At 63.6% G+C, this 21,390-nt stretch carries 20 protein-coding genes; 13 read left to right on the forward strand and 7 right to left on the reverse strand.

The annotated features are described in order from the left end of the window. Positions 1-45 precede the first annotated feature (45 nt). Positions 46-2,463, forward strand: a complete 2,418-nt coding sequence (locus tag AC25M7_RS15195; protein ID WP_279153131.1) for a TonB-dependent siderophore receptor — start codon at positions 46-48, stop codon at positions 2,461-2,463. 220 nt (positions 2,464-2,683) lie between these two features. Here AC25M7_RS15195 and AC25M7_RS15200 read toward each other — a convergent pair whose 3' ends face one another. Next, positions 2,684-3,598, reverse strand: a complete 915-nt coding sequence (locus tag AC25M7_RS15200) for a LysR family transcriptional regulator (RefSeq protein ID WP_069016590.1) — start codon at positions 3,596-3,598, stop codon at positions 2,684-2,686. A gap of 140 nt (positions 3,599-3,738) precedes the next feature. On the opposite strand from AC25M7_RS15200, the gene AC25M7_RS15205 reads away from it, so the two are divergent. From AC25M7_RS15205 to AC25M7_RS15225, 5 genes are all read left to right on the forward strand, one after another. Further along, positions 3,739-4,134 (forward strand): RidA family protein, encoded by a 396-nt coding sequence (locus AC25M7_RS15205; RefSeq protein WP_062360352.1) that lies wholly within the window; start codon positions 3,739-3,741, stop codon positions 4,132-4,134. A 166-nt stretch (positions 4,135-4,300) separates the two neighbouring features. After that, on the forward strand, positions 4,301-5,014 hold the full coding sequence (locus AC25M7_RS15210; protein ID WP_486971207.1) for a tellurite resistance TerB family protein: 714 nt from the start codon (positions 4,301-4,303) through the stop codon (positions 5,012-5,014). Positions 5,015-5,672: 658 nt separating this feature from the next. After that, the gene (locus tag AC25M7_RS15215; protein WP_486971208.1) at positions 5,673-5,930 is read left to right on the forward strand and encodes a hypothetical protein; all 258 of its coding nucleotides are present in this window, start codon (positions 5,673-5,675) and stop codon (positions 5,928-5,930) included. Between the two features lie 140 nt (positions 5,931-6,070). Further along, positions 6,071-6,358: a DUF3077 domain-containing protein gene (locus AC25M7_RS15220; protein ID WP_088853057.1), complete on the forward strand. Its 288-nt coding sequence runs from the start codon at positions 6,071-6,073 to the stop codon at positions 6,356-6,358. Positions 6,359-6,521: 163 nt separating this feature from the next. Continuing rightward, positions 6,522-7,445, forward strand: a complete 924-nt coding sequence (locus AC25M7_RS15225) for an alpha/beta fold hydrolase (RefSeq protein WP_062360342.1) — start codon at positions 6,522-6,524, stop codon at positions 7,443-7,445. A gap of 136 nt (positions 7,446-7,581) precedes the next feature. Here the strand turns inward: AC25M7_RS15225 and AC25M7_RS15230 are convergent, their stop codons facing one another. The 4 genes from AC25M7_RS15230 to AC25M7_RS15245 form a co-directional block, all read right to left on the reverse strand. Continuing rightward, complete coding sequence (locus AC25M7_RS15230) at positions 7,582-10,065, reverse strand: TonB-dependent siderophore receptor (RefSeq protein ID WP_463402396.1); 2,484 nt, start codon at positions 10,063-10,065, stop codon at positions 7,582-7,584. A gap of 111 nt (positions 10,066-10,176) precedes the next feature. Further along, positions 10,177-11,112, reverse strand: coding sequence for a FecR domain-containing protein (locus tag AC25M7_RS15235; protein ID WP_486971209.1), 936 nt, complete (start codon positions 11,110-11,112; stop codon positions 10,177-10,179). 10 nt (positions 11,113-11,122) lie between these two features. Continuing rightward, positions 11,123-11,623 carry a sigma-70 family RNA polymerase sigma factor gene (locus AC25M7_RS15240; protein ID WP_463402397.1) on the reverse strand — a complete coding sequence of 167 codons (501 nt, stop codon included), beginning with the start codon at positions 11,621-11,623 and terminating at the stop codon, positions 11,123-11,125. Between the two features lie 129 nt (positions 11,624-11,752). Beyond that, positions 11,753-12,325: a LuxR C-terminal-related transcriptional regulator gene (locus tag AC25M7_RS15245; RefSeq protein WP_236247990.1), complete on the reverse strand. Its 573-nt coding sequence runs from the start codon at positions 12,323-12,325 to the stop codon at positions 11,753-11,755. Positions 12,326-12,466: 141 nt separating this feature from the next. Here AC25M7_RS15245 and AC25M7_RS15250 point away from each other — a divergent pair, with 141 nt between their 5' ends. From AC25M7_RS15250 to AC25M7_RS15270, 5 genes are all read left to right on the forward strand, one after another. Beyond that, positions 12,467-13,645: an acetyl-CoA acetyltransferase gene (locus AC25M7_RS15250; RefSeq protein WP_486971210.1), complete on the forward strand. Its 1,179-nt coding sequence runs from the start codon at positions 12,467-12,469 to the stop codon at positions 13,643-13,645. 2 nt (positions 13,646-13,647) lie between these two features. Next, positions 13,648-15,189 (forward strand): class I adenylate-forming enzyme family protein, encoded by a 1,542-nt coding sequence (locus tag AC25M7_RS15255; RefSeq protein WP_486971211.1) that lies wholly within the window; start codon positions 13,648-13,650, stop codon positions 15,187-15,189. A 43-nt stretch (positions 15,190-15,232) separates the two neighbouring features. After that, positions 15,233-16,570: an MFS transporter gene (locus tag AC25M7_RS15260; protein ID WP_486971212.1), complete on the forward strand. Its 1,338-nt coding sequence runs from the start codon at positions 15,233-15,235 to the stop codon at positions 16,568-16,570. 90 nt (positions 16,571-16,660) lie between these two features. Next, positions 16,661-17,296: a LysE family translocator gene (locus AC25M7_RS15265; RefSeq protein WP_028690782.1), complete on the forward strand. Its 636-nt coding sequence runs from the start codon at positions 16,661-16,663 to the stop codon at positions 17,294-17,296. 28 nt (positions 17,297-17,324) lie between these two features. After that, positions 17,325-17,621, forward strand: coding sequence for a DUF3144 domain-containing protein (locus AC25M7_RS15270; RefSeq protein WP_028690783.1), 297 nt, complete (start codon positions 17,325-17,327; stop codon positions 17,619-17,621). A 56-nt stretch (positions 17,622-17,677) separates the two neighbouring features. Here the strand turns inward: AC25M7_RS15270 and AC25M7_RS15275 are convergent, their stop codons facing one another. Continuing rightward, entirely contained in the window at positions 17,678-18,466 is a 789-nt protein-coding gene (locus AC25M7_RS15275; RefSeq protein WP_088853052.1) for a formate/nitrite transporter family protein, read from the reverse strand. Positions 18,467-18,731: 265 nt separating this feature from the next. Here AC25M7_RS15275 and AC25M7_RS15280 point away from each other — a divergent pair, with 265 nt between their 5' ends. Further along, positions 18,732-19,541 carry a DNA-binding protein gene (locus AC25M7_RS15280; RefSeq protein WP_088853051.1) on the forward strand — a complete coding sequence of 270 codons (810 nt, stop codon included), beginning with the start codon at positions 18,732-18,734 and terminating at the stop codon, positions 19,539-19,541. Between the two features lie 104 nt (positions 19,542-19,645). Beyond that, entirely contained in the window at positions 19,646-20,539 is an 894-nt protein-coding gene (locus tag AC25M7_RS15285; RefSeq protein WP_028690785.1) for a sterol desaturase family protein, read from the forward strand. Here AC25M7_RS15285 and AC25M7_RS15290 read toward each other — a convergent pair. Next, positions 20,522-21,208 carry a helix-turn-helix domain-containing protein gene (locus AC25M7_RS15290; RefSeq protein WP_069016600.1) on the reverse strand — a complete coding sequence of 229 codons (687 nt, stop codon included), beginning with the start codon at positions 21,206-21,208 and terminating at the stop codon, positions 20,522-20,524. The genes AC25M7_RS15285 and AC25M7_RS15290 overlap by 18 nt on opposite strands. Between the last annotated feature and the right edge of the window lie 182 nt (positions 21,209-21,390).

Raw genomic sequence — 21,390 nt, forward strand, 5'->3', positions numbered from 1 at the left:
AGAATGAATTGCGAGTATTGCCTTCAGGACGGACTGGAAATTCGAATGCCCACCCCTAGCCCCCCCATCAAACCCCTGCTGTTGGTCAGCGCCCTGAGCTGCGTTTTCACGCTCGCCACCCTGCCGCAAGCACACGCGGCCAGCACCACCCAGGCGCAAACCCGCACCTACAGCATTGCCGCCCAGCCGCTGGAAGGCGCGATTGCGCAGTGGTCGGCCAGCAGCGGTATCCAGCTTTTTGCCGACGGCGCGCTGACCCGCGGCAAGACCAGCAGCGCCGTGAGCGGCCAGTACACGGCCAGCGCTGCACTGCAGCAGCTGCTGGCCGGTACCGGTCTGGGCTTTGTCATGGCCGATGGCAACCGCGCCTACCTGCAGCAACGCAATGACAATGAAACGGCGGTGCAGTTGGGTGCAACCACCATCCAGGGGCAGGGCCTGGGCATGACCAGCGAGCACACCGGGTCGTACACCACCGGGGCTATGCAGACGGCGACCAAGTTGCCGATCTCGCTGCGCGAAACTCCGCAATCGGTGACAGTGTTGACCCGCCAGCGCATGGACGATCAGAACTTGCAGAAGCTTGAGGACATTGCCACCTACACGCCAGGCCTGACCCTGCGCAAGACAGGTGGCGAGCGCCCCGAGTTCTATTCGCGTGGGTCCGCCATCGACAACATCATGATCGATGGCCTGCCCGTGGCCTATGACAGTGATACCCTCGGTACCTCGACGCTAGCCATGTACGACCATGTGGAAGTGGTACGGGGTGCCTCGGGCTTGATGGTGGGGGCTGGCAACCCCTCTGGCACCCTCAACCTGATACGCAAGCGCCCGACACTGACGCCGCAGTTGTCCCTTACCGGCAGCGCGGGGCGGTGGGACGACTATCGGGGGGAGGTCGATATCAGCAATAAGTTGAACGACAGCGGCACCCTGCGTGGCCGTTTCGTCGGCGCCTATCAGGACCGCAACAGTTTCGTCGACGCCTATGGCAATACGCGGCAGCTGTTCTATGGCATCACCGAATATGATCTGGACCCGGCCACTACCCTCACCCTTGGCGCCTGGTACAATCGCGAAGACAACCCCGGCGCTGATTGGAACGGGCTGCCTACCCACCCCGACGGCAGCTTTTTCGACTTTTCACGGTCGACGCGCACGGCGCCAAACTGGACGTACTGGAACAAGAAGAACAGCAGTGCATTCGCCGAGGTCGAGCACCGCTTCGACAATGACTGGAAGCTGCGCCTGAACGCCACCTGGCTGCGCGGCGACATGGACATGCTCGGCGGCAGCCTTTACACCGACGAGAACAATGCCTATCACCTGAACATCGGTCGCTACACCTACCAGCACACCCAGAAGAGCCTGGACACCTACGCTTCTGGTCCTTTCAGCTTGTTTGGCGCTACCCATGAACTGGTCGTCGGTGCCAGTTGGCGGCGCGACGAAACCAATGATGGCCCTGGCGGCCCGGGCATTGGCTCGGATGTGATCGTCGACCCGCAGCACTTTGAACCGGGTGCCTATCCCAAGCCTGATATAGACAACAACTGGTCGCGTACCGGGCATGAAGAACAATCGAGTACCTATGCCATGGTGCGTTTCAATCTGCGTGACGACCTGCGGCTGATTCTCGGCTCGCGTCTGGATTGGTACGAATACGAGCAGCTTACCCATTCAGGGGGATACAGCTTCGGTGACGATTACAAGGCTACCCGGGAACTCACACCCTACGCCGGCGTAATCTACGACTTGAATGACACTTACTCGGTGTACGCGAGCTGGACGCGGATCTTCAAGCCACAGGCTGCACAAAGCGCCAGCGGCAGCTTGCTGGATCCGATCACCGGCACTAACTATGAAGCCGGCCTCAAGGGTGAGTACTTCGGTGGCGCGCTGAACGCCAGCGCGGCGGTATTCCAGCTTGTGCAGGAAAACCTCGCCAAATCCTTGCCGTCCGCTCAATGTGCCCCTGGCGTCAGCGCCTGCTATGAGGCCAGTGGCGAAGTGCGAACCCGCGGTGTGGACATGGAGGTGGGCGGAGAGCTGGCGCCTGGTTGGCAGCTGTCTGCTGGCTACACCTACGCTGCAGCGGAGTACACCAAGTCCACAGGCTCGGCAGAGAAGGGTGAGCGTTTCGACAGCGAGACACCCTACAACCTGTTCAAGGTCTTCACCACCTACCGACTACCCGGTGAGCTCGAGGGTTGGACGGTGGGTGGTGGCTGGCGTACGCAGAGCAGCGCGTACACCGGCTTTGGGGTGAAACAGGGGGGCTATAGCGTAAGCGACTTCATGATCGCGTACCGGCCATCGCCCGCATGGCAATTGCAGGCCAACCTGAACAATGCCTTCGACAAACACTATTACCAAAACATCAGCAACAGCTGGGGGGCCAACAGCTTCGGCGATCCGCGCAACCTGATGCTGACCGTGCGTTACACGCCTGTTTTTTGATGTAGGCGTGCCAACCGGCAAGACATCGCAAATGAGCGCACTCAACCCGAAGCTGTCGATGAGCCCAACAGCAATTGCTATATGGAGCGCAGGCCTCACTGGCAGCTACGGGTCGGAAGCGGCCGGTCACGAAATGCCGCTAACGACCCATAGTTGGCCTCTGCCGCACTGTCAGAAACGGGCAACAGCGGAAATTCGGTGCAGCGGCCTTGCATCTGTTTCAGCCAATCACTGGCGCATGCTCGGCCATCAATTCGATTATCCAGTCGATAAATACCCGAACCTTGGCGCTGACATGGCGATTCGGCGGGAAAGCCAGGTACATCGGCATTGGCGACATATGCCAGTCTTCAAACAGCGGCAGTAGCTCCCCACTGTTAAGGTGCGGTTTGGCCATGTACTGCGGCAGCCAGAGCATCCCCAAGCCAGCCAGACCGGCGGCAAGGTACGCATTGCCGTCATCGACCGTCAGTTGCGGACGGGGCTGGACCTCTATGCGCTCCTCAGCTCGCTGCATCACGTAGGGCAAGGTTTTGCCTGTTCGAAACCAGAGAAAGCCGATGGTTTTGTGCTGGCCTTCCTCTAACTCACGCGGGTGTGCCGGTGTCCCGAAGCGCTGCAAGTACCCGGGCGTGGTATAGATACCGAGTTTCAAATCGCCCACATGCCTTGCCACCAGGGACTGATCGGTGATCTCGCCGCCACGTACCACGCAGTCGATGTTTTCACCAATGATGTCGACGATGCGATCGCTCACGCCCACGGTCAGCTGGATTTCCGGATAACGTGCAAAGAATTCCGGCAAGGCGGGTATGAGCAGCATTCGCGCCAGCGGGCTGGGGACATCCACCCGCAGCCGTCCGCGTGGTGTCGTGGACGCGCTGGACAAGCTGGTCTCGGCGTCGTCCATGTCGATCAGTAGCCGAACCACGCGTTCGTAGTAGGCCGCGCCATCGGCGGTGACATTGACCTTGCGTGTGGTGCGGTTGAGCAGGCGCACGCGCAGCCTCGCTTCCAGCTGCTGAATGAGCTGCGTCACGGTGGTCTTGCTCATGTGCAGGGTGGCGGCCGCCTTGGTGAAACTGCCGGTTTCCACCACTCGGGCAAACGCCTGCATTGCATCGAATCGGTCCATTCCACGCCTCGTTCGCACCTGGATTGTTTGGAGTATACAAACAGTCCTGGCCAGAACTGCCCGTTTATCCAGGTAGGTGGCCTTTTTATAGTGGTCTCACCGTAAACACCGGGCCGCGATGACCCAGAACGAGGTAGGCAATGTCCAGTAAACGTGATGTCGTTTTTCCACCCGATCGCCATGCTTTGTACGAGCTGCACCGCTACTCGCCGGCGATTCGCTCCAACGGGTTTCTGTTCGTATCCGGTCAGGTCGGCAGCCGTAAGGACGGCTCGGCCGAGCCTGACCTCGCTGAGCAGGTTCGCCTGGCCTTCGCCAACCTCAACGCGATCCTGGCCGAGGCCGGCAGTAGTTTCGAGGATGTGGTTGATACGACCATCTTCATGGTCGATCCCGACTCGAAGTTTGAAACCATCTGGGAAGTGGCGGCCGAGTATTGGGGCGAAGCGCCTTATCCTACGGTGACCGCTCTTGGCGTGACCTGGTTGTCCGGCTTCGATTTCGAGATCAAGGTGATCGCGAAACTACCGCAATAGAGGCGGTCAAGCTCCTGCTTCCGGTTCAAATCGAAGGGAGCGTTCGTGCTATTTCGCTGCACTCGGTATGCCCCCGCTTACCCGTCGGCCAGACGGTAATGGCGGTTCGCCTTGCGGGGGCTATCGTTGCTTGTCTGGGCGACGACTACCGACCGAGGGCGGTGCGATGAACACGAGTGATCTACTGGAACAGTTGCTCCGGGCCGGGCAGGGTTCGCAAGCACAACAAGGGCGCGGCGGCATGTCAGCGCAGGATGGCCTGGGCGGCTTGCTGGGAGGGCTGCTTGGCGGCGGCAGTACCGCAGGTGGCAGTGGTGGCCTTGGTGGTTTACTGGGCGGCCTTTTGGGTGGCGGTGGTGGCAACGCCGGCGCTTCCGCTCAGGGACGCTCTGCTGGCGGCGTCAATTACGCGGCTCTGGCGTCATTGGGCATGATGGCGTTCCAGGCCTATCAAAGTTGGCAGCGCAGCCAGGCGGCCGCGCCGCAACAGGCCGTGCGTACCGTGGATCAACTGTCCGGCCCCGAGGCCGAAGATCACAGCCATGCGATCTTGCGTGCGCTGATTGCGGCAGCCAAGGCTGATGGTCGCATCGACCCGCAGGAAGAACAGTTGATCTATGCCGAAATCAAACGTCACACCAGCGACCCGCAATTGCAGCAATGGCTGGATGAGGAAGTCAGCAAACCCCTCGATGCTGCCGAAGTGGCGCAGTCGGCCCAGGACCCGGGCATGGCTGCGGAAATGTACCTGGCCAGTGTGATGCTGGTGGATGACCAGCAGGATGCGGAGCGGGCCTACCTTGATGAATTGGCCAGTGCGTTGGGGATCGATCCGACGTTGCAGGTACATCTGGAACAGCAGGCGAAGGGGGCTGCCTGATCGATCCGAAGTGGACATTGACCCAAGGCGCTGTTCTCAATGCAATCTGGTTGTTGGGCTGCGTGGGAGCGGGCTGGCCCCGCGATCACCGGCAATGCCGGTGCCATACGCCGCATCGCGGGGCAAGCCCGCTTCCACGTTGGTAATGCTTGTAACGTTGTTTCCTGCACGACTGCGTAGCCCATAGGGCACGGCGATCTCCTGCAAGAGCTTGACCTGGGCTTCAGCCCACCTCCGTGAACCGACGCCGCGTCACGAACAGCCCCACGCCCAACGGCACGGCTGGGTAGAGGGGCAGGGGAGAGACCCCGCGTCGCGTCCTACAGGGATTAATCAGATTTTCCCTATTTCGAGTAGTCCGTTTCCGAAGCATGCTTTAGCCGCTTTTACGCCTTCCAACAGAGGTCTAGTCTCGCTGGGTCGCTGCAAAAAGTAGCGGCCGGGTCTGCAAGCCTGAGCGGGACAACTAGATCAGCGCCACCCATTGCCATTGGTCTCAAGCCACTGGCAGTGCGTTATGGTGGCTGCGTACGGGTGGCCTTCGGGTCAGCCGGGCTTACTCTAGTTGCCCCGGTCTTGCAGGCCCGTACGTAGCCGCCACCCTATCGCCTGCAAGCGATGGGCTGCGGTCCGATCAGCGCAACTAGAGAATTTCATCATGCTCAAGATCGTCCCGGACCCACCCCCGTCCGCTCAATCCCCTCATCTCCTTGAAGATACCCTCGTCCAGGCCACCGAGTACGTCATGTGCGCGCTGGCCGTCGCCCATCAGTCGTTCAGCCACCTGCCCAAATCACCGGCCACCCTGTTGATGCTGACGATGATGCACGAGCTTGATGCCACCCGCATGTTGCTGGAGTCGGCCCTGGCCCAGCTCCAGATGAGTGCGCGACCGCCGTCATACACATTGCACTGATAGAGCTGCCACAGGCCCCAGGTTCCGCGCCGCAATCAAAATTGCCGGGGCCGCTGCGCAGCCCTTGCGCGACACAAGGCCGCTCAGGGGTTAGCTAAATCAATGAGTCACGGTTTGTTCTACGAGAGAGGATTTCGCAAATGGACAACGAAACCCCAGCAGACCACGGCCAGCTCGGCTGGACCGTCGGCAGCTGCACCTGCCTGGAAGGCGCCACCAAAGGTATGCGTCTGTTCCGCGTCGAGCCCGGCAACTGCGCAAGCCACGCCATGGAGCAGGCTTCCGTGCTGCTCGACAGCGCCCGCCGGGCTTCCTTCATTGGTGTGATGGACAACGAACCGGTGCTGGTCTGGGCATCGCACTACCTGAGCGATATGGCCAAGGCCTTGATGGATGATGCGCATATGGGGATATTGAAGAAGGTGTGAAACAGAGGCCGGTGGTCTGGGTGGGCAGCCGCGCCGACCCAGACCATGCTCGAGTGCCCTCAACGCCTTCTATCGTGGCGACAAGTCCGTATAGTGCCTAGCTCTCATCAGTCAAAGGAGTGGCCATGAATCAAGCAGCACATCGTCTGGAGAGGGGAGTCCGATGCGTATCGCAATGATCCTCGCGGCAGTCGGGACCACCTTGTCGTTGATGTCGGTGTCGCTATCGGCGTCACCCGGCCAGCCATCGTCTCCATTACCCACTGATCAGCAGCGTATCTCGGTCCAGGTCGAAGGCGAGGGCAGGGATGTGATCCTGATTCCGGGACTGGCATCGTCTCGTGAGGTATGGGCTGACCTGGCGACTCGGTTACGCCAGGACCACCGCCTTCACCTCGTGCAGCTCGCAGGCTTTGCCGGTTCGCCTGCGGTGACCGATAGCGAAGGGAAAGTGCTCGCTCCAGTGGCCGAGGCAATTGCTGATTACATCCGCACCCAGCATATCGAGGCCCCCGTGATCATCGGGCATTCGCTGGGGGGAGAGGTTGCATTGATGCTGGGGGCTCGTCATCCCGATCAGGTTGGGCGCTTGATGATCGTCGATGCGTTGCCGTTCTATACGTTGCTGATTGACCCTTTGGCCACCAGCGAAACTGCTACCGTACAGGCTGCAGCAATGCGCAGTTCGCTGTTGGCGGCATCGCCGGAGCAGAGTGAAGCGATGCAGAAGGCATCCATCGCCCGACTCGCCAAGACCGAGGCGGTCAGACCAGGGCTGGTTTCTGCGGGGATCAGCTCCGATCGCAAGACTGTGGCGGACGCCGTATATGAATTGATGATCACCGATCTGCGTCCCGAACTCGGTCGCATCAGCGCGCCGGTCGAAGTCGTGTATGCCTACGACGCTTTTTACGGTGTGCCTGCATCCAGCGTCGATGCAACGTTCCGTCGGGCCTATGCCTCGACACCTGATATCCATTTCACCCGCATCGATGACAGTTTTCATTTCGTCATGCTCGATCAACCGGAGCGATTTGCCAGCGCTGTTGCGGCTTTCCTCGAACCGGGGGCGGAGCGCGGACAATGAGTGTTCGGCGTGCAGCCCTCTCAAGGTCTTTGGCTGCGGGGGCTATTGACCGAGTGAAGGCCTCCAGGTGTTCGCTGCAAGGCTTGCGGCGAACACCCTGAAAGACCCGACGCTTACAACGCCGATCCTGCCCCCATCAGAAACTCCCCTTGAGCGTCACCATGAAGTTGCGCGGCTCACCATAGTAGTTACCCCAGCCAGTAGCCCCCACGGTCGAGTAATAACGCTTGTCCAGCAGGTTGTTGCCGTTCAGCGCCAGGCTCCAGTGCTCGTCGAGGCGGTACTGCACGCGGCCGCTCCACAGGGTGTAACCCGCCTGCTCGATGCTCAGGTTGCCCTGGCGGCGGAAGTTGTCGCTCTGGCTGGAAACCCCGGCGCCGACGGTCCAGCGTTCGAGCGCGCCGTCCAGCTGGTAGTCACCCCAGACCTTGAGCATGTGCCGCGGGATGAAGCTGGAGGTGAAGGTCAGCTCGGTCGGGTCGGTCTGGTTGATGGTGTTCAGGTATTTGGTCTGGGTGTAGGTGTAGCCCGCCAGCAACTGCAGGCGTTCGATGGGCGAGCCGCTGACCTCGGCCTCGAAGCCCTGGGCGCGGACCTTGCCGCTGTCGGTGTAGCAGTACTGGTCGCCCGAGCCCAGACAGGTGTCGGCGAAGTCGGTTTCGGCGCGGTGCTCCTCGACCGTGCGGAACAGGTTGAAGGCGGTGTTCAGTGCACCGCCGAACAGCTCCCCTTTGATACCCAGCTCGTAGTTGGCGCCGGTCTTGGGCTGCAGGGCCTGGCCCTGAGCATTCACCAGATTGCTCTGCGGCTGGAAGATGTCGGCGTAGCTGGCGTAGGCGGTCCACTCATCGTTGAGGTCGTAGAGCACGGCGGCGAAGGGCGTGACCTGGCCGTTTTCCTGGCTGCGGTTGTGTACCCAGTAGTCCCAGGCCTGGGTGTAGGAATCGCTCTTGTTGCGGTACCAGCTCACCCGCGTACCGAGCACCAGGGTCAGTGGCTCGGCCAGCTTCAGGCGCAGGGTGGCGTAGGTGCCGTACTGGGTGGTTGTGGAGTCGGTGGGGACGCTACCGCCGCGGCTGGGAGCGCTCAGGAACGCGTCCTTGGACGGATGGGGGAAGGCCGGGGACGGATCGAACGGGTTCTGGGTACCGCTCAGGCCCATCAGCGCGAAGTAATCGTGGGTCTGCTGGCGGCTGGCGTTGGCGCCGACGATCAGCTCGTGCTCGAGGCCGAACGCCTCGAACTTGCCGTCGAGGTAGCTATCGAAGCCGTAGTCATCCTGGTCGTAGTCGAACCGCCCGGCATAGCGGCGGATCCCGGCGCTGCCGGTGCCCACCGGCACCGCGCCCTCGGCGTAGCCGTACTCGATGTTCTGGTTGTTGTGGGTGTAGACCGAGGCAAAGTTCAGCGTCCAGTCGTCGTTGAAACGATGCTTGAGGTCGGCGAAGCCGGTGGTGCGCTGGCTTTGCTGGTCGTTCCAGCTGGCGCCCAGGCAGGTGGAGCGCGACAGCTTCAGGTCGCTGCCGTCGGCGTAGCGGGGCAGGCCGTGGTAGCAGGGCGAGGCGTCGACGTCTTCATAGGCAAGGCCCACGCCCAGGGTGGTGTCGGGCGTCACGTCCCAGTCCAGGGCGCCGTACAGCACCTGGTCCTGGCGCTTGGCGTTGTCGTAGAAGTACTGGCGATCCTGCAGGGTGGCCACGGCGCGGCCGCGCACGGTGCCCGATTCGTTGAGCGGGCCGCCCACGTCCACCTGGCCACGGTAGTTGTCCCAGGTGCCGGCGGACAAGGTTAGCGTGGTGTGGGCCTTGTCCTGGCCGCGCTTGCGCACGAAGTTGACGCCGCCGGCGGAGGAGCCGGAGCCTTTCATCATGCCTGCGGCGCCCTTGAGGATCTCGACACGGTCGTAGAAGGCCATGTCGCTGGAGAAGCTGTTGGCCTGCACATAGTTGCCGCCCACATCCAGCGGCACGCCGTCGTACTGGTACTGGCCGTCGAGGTTGAAGCCACGGGAGTAGAAGTACTTGCCGCCCATGGGCGAGTCGTAGACGGTGATGCCAGGGGTCTTGTCCAGCACCTGCTCGAGGGTGTTGAGGTTCTGGTCGTCGAGCATCTTGCGGGTCATGACGGTTACCGACTGCGGCGTCTCCTTGAGGCTGTGCACGCCTTTGCCGATGGTCACCGCGCGCGCGGCGTAGGACTGGGTGCCCTCGCTGGTGGCATCGAGGCGGTTGGCGTCGATGGTCAACGGCCCCAGCTCCATCGCCGCGCCGTTGTCGGCCGGGACCAGCACATAGCCACCGTTGCCCTGGCGCTGGGCTTGCAGCCCGCTGCTGGCGAGCAGGCGCAGCAGGCCTTCCTCGACGCTGTAGCTGCCGTCGAGCCCGGCGGTGCTGAGGTGGCGGGTCTGCTCGGTGTCGAACGAGATGGTTACCCCCGCCTGCACGCCGAACTGGGTGATCGCATTGCCCAGCGGGCCGGCGGCGATATGGTAGGTGTTCTGGCTGCTGGCCATGGCATGGGCCGGCGCGAGCAGCGCGCAGGGCACGCTGGCGAGGGACAGGCCAAAGGCGAACCGGCGGACGGCCAGGCGCAGGCGGGCGGTGGGGTGGGGAGCGGGCATTGGGTGATCCTTGCGTGTCATGGCGGAAAGTCGCTGTCGTCGCGGCTTGTGTCATGGACGGACGAGAATCGAAATCAGCAAGATTGCGGAAAACTTTTTTTCGTGCAGGGCTCAGGCAGGCTCCACGCTGACCCAGTAGCGGCTCAGGTAGCGCACCTTCACCGGCAGGGATTTGGGCAGGTTCGCCAGGGCGATATCGGTGTCGTCGATGGCGAATGAGCCGGAGATACGCATGCCTTGGATGGACGGCGCGCAACGCAGTAGGCCAGGGCGGTAGCGGCCCAGTTCGGTGATGAAATCCCCCAGGCGCCAGTCGTTGACGCTGAGCATACCCTGGACCCAGGCCGCGGAATCAGCGGGCAGGGTCTGGGTACGGCCGATCACGTCGCGATCAAATCCGGCCTGCTGGCCGGCGTCCAGGCGCAACACTTGGTCGGGGTGGCGTTGCGGGCGTATCTCGACGGCGGACTGCAACACTCCGACCTGTGTCTGCTGCGCTGTTTGGCGCACATTGAACTGCGTGCCTAGCGCCCGCACGCTGCCGTTGTCGGTGTGCACGATGAACGGGCGGCGGGCGGCGTCACGGGCGGTACTGATAAGGATCTCGCCGCGATACAACTGGATCGCCCGCACCTGGGCGTCGAGGTGCACGTCAAGTGCGGTGTCGACGTTCAGCTCCAGTTGCGAACCGTCGTCCAGGCGCAGTGAGCGCCGCTCTCCGCTGCCGGTGCGCTGCTGAGCGAGCAGGGCGCGATACTGCACCTGTTCGCTGGCCAACCAGGTACCGCCACCGACCGCCAGCAGCAGTCCCAGTACCTTGAGCACTTCGCGGCGTTGCGCCTGAGCCGCGCCCAGGCCTGCCAGCGCAGCCTGGCGCGGCACCGTTGACCACTGGCGTTGGAGTTTCTCCATCCGCGACCAGGCTTCGGCATGCGCAGGGCTTGCCGCCAGCCAATCGCGCCAGGCCTGGATCCGTGCTGTGTCGCCAGCACCGTCATTGAGTTGCACGTACCAGGTCGCGGCGGCCTCGAGGGTCTTCAGGTCCACTGTTCGGCGCTCAATTGTCGACCACCAGCAGGCAGCGGGTCATGGCCCGGATCAGATGGTTCTTCACCGTGGTCACCGAGACGTCGAAGCGTTCGGCGACCGTCGCATAGGTCAGCCCTTCCAGTTGCACCGCGAGGAAGATGTCGCGGGTCCTGGGACCGAGTTCGTCGAGCAGTGCATCGACCGCTACCAGCATCTCGATAATCGACAGGCGAATCTCCGGCGACACTTCGACCAGTTCCGGGCGCAGGGCGAGGGCCTGCAGGTAGGCCTGCTCGATGGCGCGGCGACGAACCTTGTCGATCAGCAGCGCGCGGGCGATGGCGCTGAGGTAGCTGCGCGGCTCGCGGATGGGCGTCTGGTTGCGGGCGGTCATGACCCGCAGGAAGGTGTCGTGGGCCAGGTCGGACGCATCGGCGGCATTGCCCAGGCGCGCGCGCAACCAGCTTTTCAGCCAGCCGTTGTTTTCGCTGTATAGCTGGTGAAGCGCCGAGCGGTCGAGCGTCGACATAGGGCGAGGTCCATGATGTAAATGGTAATTGCTCGCATTGTCTCGGTGTGGTGAAGGTATTGCAATAGCTGGGGCTGCAACGCAGCTCCAGTGGCTGCTGTGAAGCACAAGCTGGTTCCTGGCCCTTGATCAGCTGATGAAGATGATCTTCGAAACCAACTCCGCGCTGTTCTTGGCCTGCAACTTCTTCATCAACCGTGCCCGATGCACTTCCACCGTCCGATGCGATATCCCCAGCTGCCGCGCCACTTCCTTGCAGGTCAGCCCGTTGACAATATGCAGCGAGATCTCACGCTCCCGTGGTGTCAGTTGCACTGTCGGCGCCGGCTGTCGGTCGAGCCGTTCGAAATGCCAGATCATCAGCTTGAACGGATCGTCCACCGTCAGCGTGAAGCCCTGGGCCCTGGCCCAGAACACCTCGCCGTTGCGGTGCTGCATGAAGCGTTCGTCGGAATAGAAAGCGCCCAGCCCGTTGCGCAGCCAGTGCTCGCTGCGTTCGCCGATGCTCTGGTAGTCGGCGTGGGAGGGATAGAGCAGCAAGGTCAGGTGCCCGCGCAGTTCTTCGCGGGTATAGCCGAACAGCCGGGCGAAGGCCTCGTTGCAGTCGAGCATGCGTCGGTGGCCGGTGATCAGCTGTGGCGCGGGTGAAACCTGGAACGCCAGGCGTTCCAGGTCCGGGGAGGCGTGGGTGGGTAAGGTCATCAGGCTTCCTGCCTCGGTGCTTGGGGGCATGTCCCGTACGGCTCACTACTTACTCGCGTACGTAGTTGCCCCAACTAGCGTGGGAATCGGGTACTGCCACATTGTATGCAATACCCGCTTCAAGGACAGAAGAAAACCACCATGCTCCACGATTCCATCTCCATCGTTGCCGCCGCGCACAGTCCCTTCGGCCGCCTCGATGGCCTGAACCTCGAGGACCTGATCGTCCAGGTCACCCGCGATGCCCTGCAGGATGCGGCCATCGACGCCGCCGAGATCGACGCGCTGTTCCTCGGCCACTTCAACTCGGGCCTGGTGGCCGACGGCTTCCCGGCCTCGCTGATGCTGCAGGCCGATCCGCAACTGCGCTTCAAGCCCGCCACCCGCTGCGAGAACGCCTGCGCTTCAGGTTCGGCGGCGATCCAGGCCGGGATCAACGCAATCCTCAGCGGCACCGCCGACCTGGTGCTGGTGGTCGGCGCGGAGAAGATGACCGGCAACAGCACGGTCGAGGTCACCCGGGCCCTGGCCGGTGCCGGCTACCAGAACGCCCTGGCGGAAGCCGGGCTGAGCTTCGCCCAGCTGTTCGGCCAGGTGGCGCAGCAGTACACCGAGCGCTACCACAGCCCGCTGGCGTCGATGGCCGCCATCGCCGTGAAGAACCACGCCAATGCCATGGGCAACCCGTTGGCGCAGATGCACCGGGTGATGGACTTCGAGCACTGCAACCAGGTGTCACCCAGCAATCCGCTGATCGCCGCGCCCCTGCGCCTGACCGATTGCTCGCTGATCAGCGACGGCGCGGCGGCGATCATCCTGGCCTCGCCCGAGCGTGCCCGGTCGATGCGGCGCCAGGTGGCGATCCGCTCGATGGTCCAGGTCAACGACTTCCTGCCACTGTCGCGCCGCGACATGCTGGCCTTCGAGGGGCCGCAACGGGCGATCCACGGGGCGCTGCGCGAGGCAGGGGTGACCCTGAACGACCTTAGCTTCGCCGAGGTGCACGACTGCTTCACCATCGCCGAACTGCTGATCTACGAAGCCATGGGCCTGGCGCCAAGGGGCGAAGGGCACCGAGCGCTGGACGACGGCATCGTGCGCCAGGGTGGACGGCTGCCGGTGAACCTGTCCGGCGGGCTCAAGGCCAAGGGCCATCCGGTGGGCGCCACCGGAGTGTCGATGCATGCCCTGGGCTTCGCCCAGTTGACCGGCAAGCCCATCGGCCTGGGCGTGCCCAACGCCGAGTTCGGCTTGCTGTTCAACATGGGCGGCATGGCGGTGGCCAACTATGCCAGCGTGCTGCAAGCCGTCAGGGTCTGAGGATGAACATCGCTCATTGGCTGCAGGATGCGGCCCAGCGCTGGCCCGAGCGCCCGGCGCTGTTCGAGGGGGCGCGCCAGGTCGCCGACTACCGGACGTTCGCCGCCCGGGTTCGGGCGCGGGCGCTGGAGCTGCGTCACGCCCATGGCATCGAACCGGGCGACCGGGTGGCGCTGCTGTTGAAGAACAGCTGCGCCTACCTGGAACTGCTCTACGCCATCTGGTGGAGCGGGGCGGTGGCGGTGCCGATCAACAGCAAGCTGCATGCCCTGGAAGCGGCCTGGATCGTCGGTAACGCCGGAGCGCGCCTGATCCATACCGACGAGGGCGAGGTCTTCGCCGGCGCGCCCCTGCCGGACGGTTGCCGTGAGCTCGCCGTGCCAGCCCTGGCTGTGCCCGGCACGCTCGACAACGATGAACTGGCGCAGCCGCATCCGCGCCTGGACAACGACCTGGCCTGGCTGTTCTATACCTCCGGCACCACGGGGCGGTCGAAGGGCGTGATGCTGTCCCATGGCAACCTGATCGCCATGTCGCTGTGCTACCCGCTGGATGTCGACCCGGTGAGCGCCGGCGATGCCGTGGTCTACGCTGCGCCAATGTCCCATGGCGCCGGGTTGTACAACTTCATCCACGTGCGTTGCGGCGCCCGGCACGTGGTGCCGTTGTCCCGGGGGTTCCAGGCCGCCGAGCTGTTCGGCTTGGCGCAGACGCTGGGGCAGGTCAGCCTGTTCGCCGCGCCGACCATGGTCAAGCGCATGGTCGAGCAGGCCCGCCAGGAGGGCTATGACGGCGGGGGTATCAAGACCATCGTCTATGGCGGGGGCCCGATGTACCTGGCTGACCTCACCGAGGCCCTGGACACTTTCGGCCCGCGGCTGGTGCAGATCTACGGCCAGGGCGAATGCCCGATGACCATCAGCGCGCTGTCGCGTGAGATTATCGCCGACCGCGCGCAAGCAGGCTGGCCCGCCATCGCCGCTTCGGTGGGGCGGGCGCAGTCATGTGTCGAGGTGCGTGTGGTGGATGGCGCCGGCCAGCCGCAGGCGGCCGGCGAACCCGGCGAGATCAGCGTGCGTGGGCCGGTGGTGATGCAGGGGTACTGGGACAATCCGCAGGCCACCCAGGCGACCCTGGTGGACGGCTGGCTGCGTACCGGCGACATCGGTTACCTCGACGAGCGCGGTTACCTGACCCTGACCGACCGCAGCAAGGACGTGATCATCTCCGGTGGCAGCAACATCTACCCGCGCGAAGTCGAGGAAGTGCTGGTCCAGCACCCCGAGGTGTTCGAGGCCTGCGTGGTGGGCGAGGCTGACGCCGAATGGGGCGAGTCGGTGGTAGCCTTCGTCGTGCCGCGCACGCCAGGCAGCCTTGATGCCCAGGCGCTCAACCAGTGGTTCCTGGCGCGCATGGCCTCGTTCAAGAAGCCGAAGAAGTACCTGTTCTGCGCCGAGCTGCCGAAGAACAGCTACGGCAAGATTCTCAAGACCCAGGTGCGCCAGTGGCTGCAGGAGCCCGACGGGGCGTTCGCCCGCCACTGACCCGCCACTTTTCATGGAAAGCACCACGACAGGAGTTCCCGACATGGGCATGTCACCCGGCAACACCCAGCGCCAGCGGCGCCGCGCCTTTATCGGCGCCACCACCGGCCACTTGATCGAGTGGTACGACTACGGCGTCTACGGCTTCCTGGCCTTGTATATCGGCAAGGCCTTCTTCGTCTCCGACGACCCCACCAGCAGCCTGCTGGCGAGCTTCGCGGCCTTCGCCCTGAGCTTCTTCATCCGCCCGCTGGGCGGGTTGTTCTTCGGTCCGCTGGCGGACAAGATCGGCCGCCGCCGCACGCTGATCACGGTGCTGGTGATGATGGCCGGCTCTACCTTCCTGCTCGGTCTGCTGCCGACTTACGCCAGCATCGGCATCGCCGCACCGGTGATCCTGGTGCTGATCCGCTGCGTGCAGGGTTTTTCCGCCGGGGGGGAGACCGGCACCATCACCAGCTTCATCTCCGAGTACGCCGGCCCTGGTCGCCGCGGCTTCGCCACCTGCTGGCTGATGGTCACCGCGGTGCTTGGCCTGCTGCTGGGCGGCGCCGTGGCCAATGGCATGACCTGGGCGCTGGGCGCCGAACTGATGCAGGACTGGGGTTGGCGGATTCCGTTCCTGATTGCCGGCCCCCTGGGTTTCATTTCGCTGTACATTCGCCTCAAGCTCGAGGACAGCCCGGAGTTCCTCGCCCTGGTGGAAGCCGGGCAGACTTCCAAGGCGCCGCTGCGCGAGGTGTGGCAGTGGAAGCGCTCGATCGCCCTGGTGTTCTTCATCATCACCCTGCACAGCTCGATCTTCTACCTGGTGCTGACCTTCGCCTCGACCTACATGTCCAACACCTTGAAGTTCGACAGCGGCACCACCTTGCTCTACGTGTTCGTCGCCAGCCTGTCGGCGGCGCTGGTGATGCCATTCGGCGGCGCCTTTACCGACCGCTACGGGCGCAAGCCATTCCTGATGGTGATCGGTACACTGGCGACCCTGGCCATGTACTGGTTCTTCAAGACCGCGCCCGGCGCCACCCCGGCCACCTTGTTCTGGCCGTTGATGGCGGTGGCGATCTTGTTCGGGCTGTACGCTTCGTCGACCTACGCGCTGATGAGCGAGCTGCTGCCGACGCGCATCCGTTCCACCGGCATCGCCATGGCCTACAACATTCCGGTGGCGGTATTCGGCGGCAGCGCGCCGCTGATCTCCACCTGGCTGATCAAGGTGACCGGAGATATCACCGCGCCGTGGTATTTCTACGTGGGCACCGGCGTGGCGTCGCTGGTGGCGCTGGTGGTGTTGCGTCAGGAGGATTTCGTGGCCTGTAGCATTGATGCGCAACAGCGGGGCGGGGACGCCACGGGCCGATCCCCAGCCTTGAGCTGACACACGAAACACCTGTCCTTCGCCTTTCCGCTGGGCGCAGCATCCTGTTACAGTCGCCGCCTCACGCTATCGGTCCGAGGATGTACAAGGATGTCGCTTCACGATTGGTTCGGTTTTGTCGTTGTCTCGATGCTGGTGACCCTGTCGCCAGGTCCCGGGGTCATCATGGCCCTGTCCAATTCGTTGTCCCACGGGCCGAGGCGGGCGATGCTCGGTTCACTTGGCAACGCCTTCGGCCTGCTGGTGGTCTCAACCGCCACCAGTGCCGGCCTTGGGGTGCTTCTGCAGTCATCGGCCACGGCCTTCCTGCTGCTCAAGGTGCTGGGCGCGAGCTACCTGATCTACCTGGGCATCAAGCAGTGGAAGAGCCGCAGCAGCGCCTTCGACCAGCTGGAGCAGCCGGCCAAGGCTATCGCCAGCAATCGCCGGCTGCTGCTCAATGGCGTGACGGTGGCGCTGACCAATCCGAAAGCGATCCTGTTCTTCGCCGCTTTCCTGCCGCAGTTCATGCGCACCGGCCACGGCGCCGAGGGCCAGCTCGCCCTGTTGGTAGTCACCTTCGCCCTGTGCTCGATGCTGTCCCACGCTTTCTACGTCACCCTGGCCCAGGCCTTGAAAAACCAGCTGGCCGCACCAAGCCGCGCGCGCTTGATGAATCGCCTGTTCGGCGTCTCGTTCATGACGCTGGGTGCCAGCCTGTTCACCGTTCAGGCCAAGACGGCCTGAATTCAACCTTTCCAATAGGTAGATCTCCATGGCACAAGCCACCGACCAGGCTTTCTACGACCGCGCCGACGCGCATATCGAACTGGCCAACCAGCAGATCGAAAAGCTTGAGGATCTTGGCAAGGTCAGCGCTTCGCTGACCTTCGCCGCCAGTCGCTTCAATGCCTGGATGACCGCGCGCAGCTTCAAGTCCGCACAGGAAATGGCCGCTGCGCGGGAGGAACTGCTGAAGTACTTCTGCGAGCAGTACCGGATGATGCTCGAGGACAACCTCGATGAGCATATCCAGCACTTCGACCGCTACGTGCTGGGCCAGGACAGCTGAGTCATCCGTCGCCAGGCCGTGCAGCGCTTCGCCGGCGCCGCGAGGGCTGAAGTCGGTTACTGCAGCGCGCCCTGTTCCTGCGCCGGTACACCAAACGAGACGTAGTAGGCCAGGCCGACAAAGATCGCGCCACCCACGGCGTTGCCCAGGAATACCGCCGCCAGGTTTTCCAGCAACTGTCCCCAGCTCAGGTAACCGGCAAAGATTGCCGCCGGGATCAGGAACATGTTGGCCACCACGTGCTGGAAACCGATGGCGACGAAGGCCATGATCGGGAACCAGATGCCGAGGATCTTGCCGCTCATTTCACGGCTGGCGTACGAAAGCCACACCGCCAGGCACACCAGCCAGTTGCAGCCGATGCCGGAGACGAAGGCATGAAGGAAGTCGGCGCTGACCTTGCTGGTCGCGCCCGCCAGGGTCTTGCCCAGGTACGCTCCCTCGGTCAGCCCGAGCAGATGACCGAAGCAATAGGCGACGAACAGCGCGCCCAGCAAGTTCGCCAGGGTCACCAGGGCCCAGTTGCGCGCGACCGCCCACAGGCGGATACGCCCGGCAAACATCGCCAGGGGCAGGCTCATCATGTTGCCGGTGAGCAGTTCACCTCCGGCCAGGATCACCAGGATCAGGCCGATGGGGAACACCGCGGCGCCCAGCAGGGTGCCGAACGAGGCCCATGGCGTGGGGATCATGGTGCTGACGTGGATTGCCAGCAGGAAGCCCAGGGAAATGAATGCCCCGGCCAGGAATCCGAGGATCAGGGTGGTGCGGGTGGGCAGATGGGCTTTGCGGGTGCCGGCTTCTATGACCAGCTCGGTGATCCGGGAGGGGGTATTCACAGACATTATCAACAACTCGAACGCAAGGACGGTCGCTCAGGCCGCGGGTCGGGGTTTGGCAGCAGGGGGGTAGCTGCGAAGCGGGCGGCACGTTAGCTGAGGCAATTTGACGCGGTCAAATCGATAGGCTGGATGAGGTGATAGATCTCATCTATGAGGGCTGGGTATCCAAGCGGATTGCTATCGACGCGCTTGAAAAGGCACTGTGGAGCAGGCAGTATTCACCGAAATTACATGGTACATTCCATGGTATGTAACGGTGGAGTGAGCAATGGCGCGTATAGGCATCGACAAGGCAGCTGTTTACCAAGCACGGCAAGCGCTGATGGCCCGGGGTGAACACCCTAGTATCGATGCGGTACGTATCGAACTGGGTAATACCGGGTCCAAGACCACCATTCACCGCTACCTGAAAGAGCTTGATCGCCAGCCGGCGCAAATGCTAGGCAGCACGGCGGCGCTAAGTGAGCCCCTGGGGCGATTGGTCGAGCGACTGGCGGCGCAATTGCAGGAAGAAGGACAGGCGCGCATCGACGCCGCTGAGGCCGCCGCAGAGGCCCGTTGCGCGGCGATGCAGGCTGAGTTGCAACTGGCTCAGCGTGACCTGGCCAACGCGTTGCGCCAGGTGGAGCGCTTGAGTGGTGCGCTGCACGCCGAGTCAGAACGCCTGTCCTGCTGCCAGGCCAGCCTGCAAACCGAACAACTGCGCAGTGCTGGTCTGAGCCAGTCCCAGGGCGAATTGCAAGCGCGCTTGGCAGACAAGGACGAGCAACTGCGCGCCAGCCTCGAACAGCGTCAGCAGGAGCAACGCCGGAACGAGACCCAGGTGCGACAGTTGCAGGGACAATTGCAGACCTTGCAACAGGGGGCCATCGCTCGTCAGGACGAGGTGACCCGCCTGCACCGCGACAATGAGCGCCTGCTCGCCGAGCAGCGCCAGGCAACGGCCCAGAGCCGGTTGCTGGACGAACAACTGCAGCAGCGTGACGCCCAGGTGCAGGGCTTGCGAGCGATACTGGCGCAGGCCCAGGGCGCCAATGACGAGATGCGCCGTCAGTTGGCGACGCGAAAAGGCGAATGATCGCAGGCTGCCTGCTGGCCTGAGGCAGCGGATGCGCCGTTCGTTCAAGCGCCTGATTCAGTTGCCGGGCAACACTGGGGCTCCATCCATGTTCGGAGCCTTCCATGCGCATCCTCTATGCCCCATGCTTTTTCCTCGGGTTCATCGCCACCGCCGTATGGCTGATCAACCTCGGTGCCGACATCCTCTGGCTGTTGCCCCTGCTCGGCGTTGCCATCTTGCTGTCATTCACCTGCGAAGCGCTGTACCCCTACAAGCCCGCCTGGAGCGAGGCCGGCGGGGAGGGCGGACGCGATGGCCTGCACGCGCTGGTCAACGAAACGCTCAATGTCGCCAGTATCGCCGTCATTCCTCTGTTTGCCGGCTGGCTGCCGGCCAGCAGCCTGTGGCCCAGCCACTGGCCGGTAATGTGGCAATTGCTCCTGGCGCTGCCACTGGCCGACCTGGGCATCACCCTTGTGCACTACGCCAGCCACCGCAGCGCGTTACTCTGGCGCCTGCACGCGGTGCATCACAGCGTGACCCGGCTGTACGGTTTCAATGGCCTGATGAAGCATCCGCTGCACCAGTTGGCCGAGGCCCTGGGCGGTGTGGTGCCATTGTTGCTGCTGGGTTTGCCACAGGATGTCGCGGCGCTGCTGGCTTTCAGTATCTCGGTGCAGTTGCTGCTGCAGCACAGCAATGTCGACATGCGCATCGGTGGCCTGCGCCATCTGTTCGCCTGGGCGCCCGTGCACCGGCTGCACCACCTGAAGTACGGCAGGCTGGGCGACGTCAATTTCGCCCTGTTCTTCCCGCTGTGGGATCGCCTGCTGGGGACCGCGCTGCACCTGCCGGACTATGGGCTGGCCGATGACGACATGGGTATCGGCGATCGCCCGGACTACCCGCAAACCTACCTGGCACAGCTGTGTGAGCCGTTTCGACCGGCGGCCACGGCGCAGCCGCCAGCGCCGCTGCCACGCGGCCTGCGCCAGGCCCTAGATCAGCGCGTCTGAACGCAGGTGGCGCAGGGCGTCGCTGGCGCGAATACCGAACTGCTGACGCAGGCTGCGGGAGAGGTGCGCCGAGTCGGAAAAGCCCGCGGCCATGGCCGCCTCGGTCAGGGAGGCACCGGCCAGCGCCTGGCGCAGGGCTTGGCGCAGACGCTGCCACAGCACCAGGCGTCGTACCGACAGGCCGAGGCTGCCGCTGAACAGGCGCTCCAGTTGGCTGATCGACAGTGCGGCTTCCTGAGCCAGTGCCGTGGCTGGCAGACGCTGCTCGTCCAACGCCCGGATCCGCGCAAGGGATCGTGCCAGACGCGGGTCCAATGGGCGGCGCGGCGCCTGACGCAACGCCTGGGCGAGACCGGGGATATCACGCGGCGCCTGTTGGCAGACGTCGAGCAAGGTTTCCAGGGTAAACGCCAGGGGCTCGGCAAACAGAGTGATGCAGGGCGCCTGACGCTCGGGGATGGCGTGGGGCTGCAGCGACTCGATGGCCAGCGAACGGCCGCAGCGCTTTTCGCCGGCGATTTCTACGCACAGCTCGCCCTCGAGGGACAGCAGCACCTGATGGGCATAATGGGCGTGGACGCTGGTTCGGCCCGGCGTGCCGAGCAACAGGCAGTGGTCATCGGCCAGCCAGAGTCGACCTCGCCAAGCGCTGTCCTGTCGTTCGTTCATCCCAGGCTTCCTATCCGTATTGGTCCATAAGCACTCATGCGAGTGGATATCGTTCAAAGGCCGATTATGCTTGAAGTGACTTGCCGCGATTCGGGGCCGATGCCTCGTCGTGTTTCGCGCAGCCTGTAATGCCCTTGGGCCTGGGTGCGTGCTTTGGGATCTGATGGAGCACTCCGGTCTAC

Source organism: Pseudomonas sp. P106(2024) (assembly GCF_057480815.1).

Bases quoted from the DNA above. Each gene is read 5' to 3' on its own strand.
- AC25M7_RS15195 (WP_279153131.1), top strand. From the start codon at position 46: ATGCCCACCCCTAGCCCCCCCATCAAACCCCTGCTGTTGGTCAGCGCC.
- AC25M7_RS15200 (WP_069016590.1), bottom strand. From the start codon at position 3,598: ATGGACCGATTCGATGCAATGCAGGCGTTTGCCCGAGTGGTGGAAACC.
- AC25M7_RS15205 (WP_062360352.1), top strand. From the start codon at position 3,739: ATGTCCAGTAAACGTGATGTCGTTTTTCCACCCGATCGCCATGCTTTG.
- AC25M7_RS15210 (WP_486971207.1), top strand. From the start codon at position 4,301: ATGAACACGAGTGATCTACTGGAACAGTTGCTCCGGGCCGGGCAGGGT.
- AC25M7_RS15215 (WP_486971208.1), top strand. From the start codon at position 5,673: ATGCTCAAGATCGTCCCGGACCCACCCCCGTCCGCTCAATCCCCTCAT.
- AC25M7_RS15220 (WP_088853057.1), top strand. From the start codon at position 6,071: ATGGACAACGAAACCCCAGCAGACCACGGCCAGCTCGGCTGGACCGTC.
- AC25M7_RS15225 (WP_062360342.1), top strand. From the start codon at position 6,522: ATGCGTATCGCAATGATCCTCGCGGCAGTCGGGACCACCTTGTCGTTG.
- AC25M7_RS15230 (WP_463402396.1), bottom strand. From the start codon at position 10,065: ATGCCCGCTCCCCACCCCACCGCCCGCCTGCGCCTGGCCGTCCGCCGG.
- AC25M7_RS15240 (WP_463402397.1), bottom strand. From the start codon at position 11,623: ATGTCGACGCTCGACCGCTCGGCGCTTCACCAGCTATACAGCGAAAAC.
- AC25M7_RS15245 (WP_236247990.1), bottom strand. From the start codon at position 12,325: ATGACCTTACCCACCCACGCCTCCCCGGACCTGGAACGCCTGGCGTTC.
- AC25M7_RS15250 (WP_486971210.1), top strand. From the start codon at position 12,467: ATGCTCCACGATTCCATCTCCATCGTTGCCGCCGCGCACAGTCCCTTC.
- AC25M7_RS15255 (WP_486971211.1), top strand. From the start codon at position 13,648: ATGAACATCGCTCATTGGCTGCAGGATGCGGCCCAGCGCTGGCCCGAG.
- AC25M7_RS15260 (WP_486971212.1), top strand. From the start codon at position 15,233: ATGGGCATGTCACCCGGCAACACCCAGCGCCAGCGGCGCCGCGCCTTT.
- AC25M7_RS15265 (WP_028690782.1), top strand. From the start codon at position 16,661: ATGTCGCTTCACGATTGGTTCGGTTTTGTCGTTGTCTCGATGCTGGTG.
- AC25M7_RS15270 (WP_028690783.1), top strand. From the start codon at position 17,325: ATGGCACAAGCCACCGACCAGGCTTTCTACGACCGCGCCGACGCGCAT.
- AC25M7_RS15275 (WP_088853052.1), bottom strand. From the start codon at position 18,466: ATGTCTGTGAATACCCCCTCCCGGATCACCGAGCTGGTCATAGAAGCC.
- AC25M7_RS15280 (WP_088853051.1), top strand. From the start codon at position 18,732: ATGGCGCGTATAGGCATCGACAAGGCAGCTGTTTACCAAGCACGGCAA.
- AC25M7_RS15285 (WP_028690785.1), top strand. From the start codon at position 19,646: ATGCGCATCCTCTATGCCCCATGCTTTTTCCTCGGGTTCATCGCCACC.
- AC25M7_RS15290 (WP_069016600.1), bottom strand. From the start codon at position 21,208: ATGAACGAACGACAGGACAGCGCTTGGCGAGGTCGACTCTGGCTGGCC.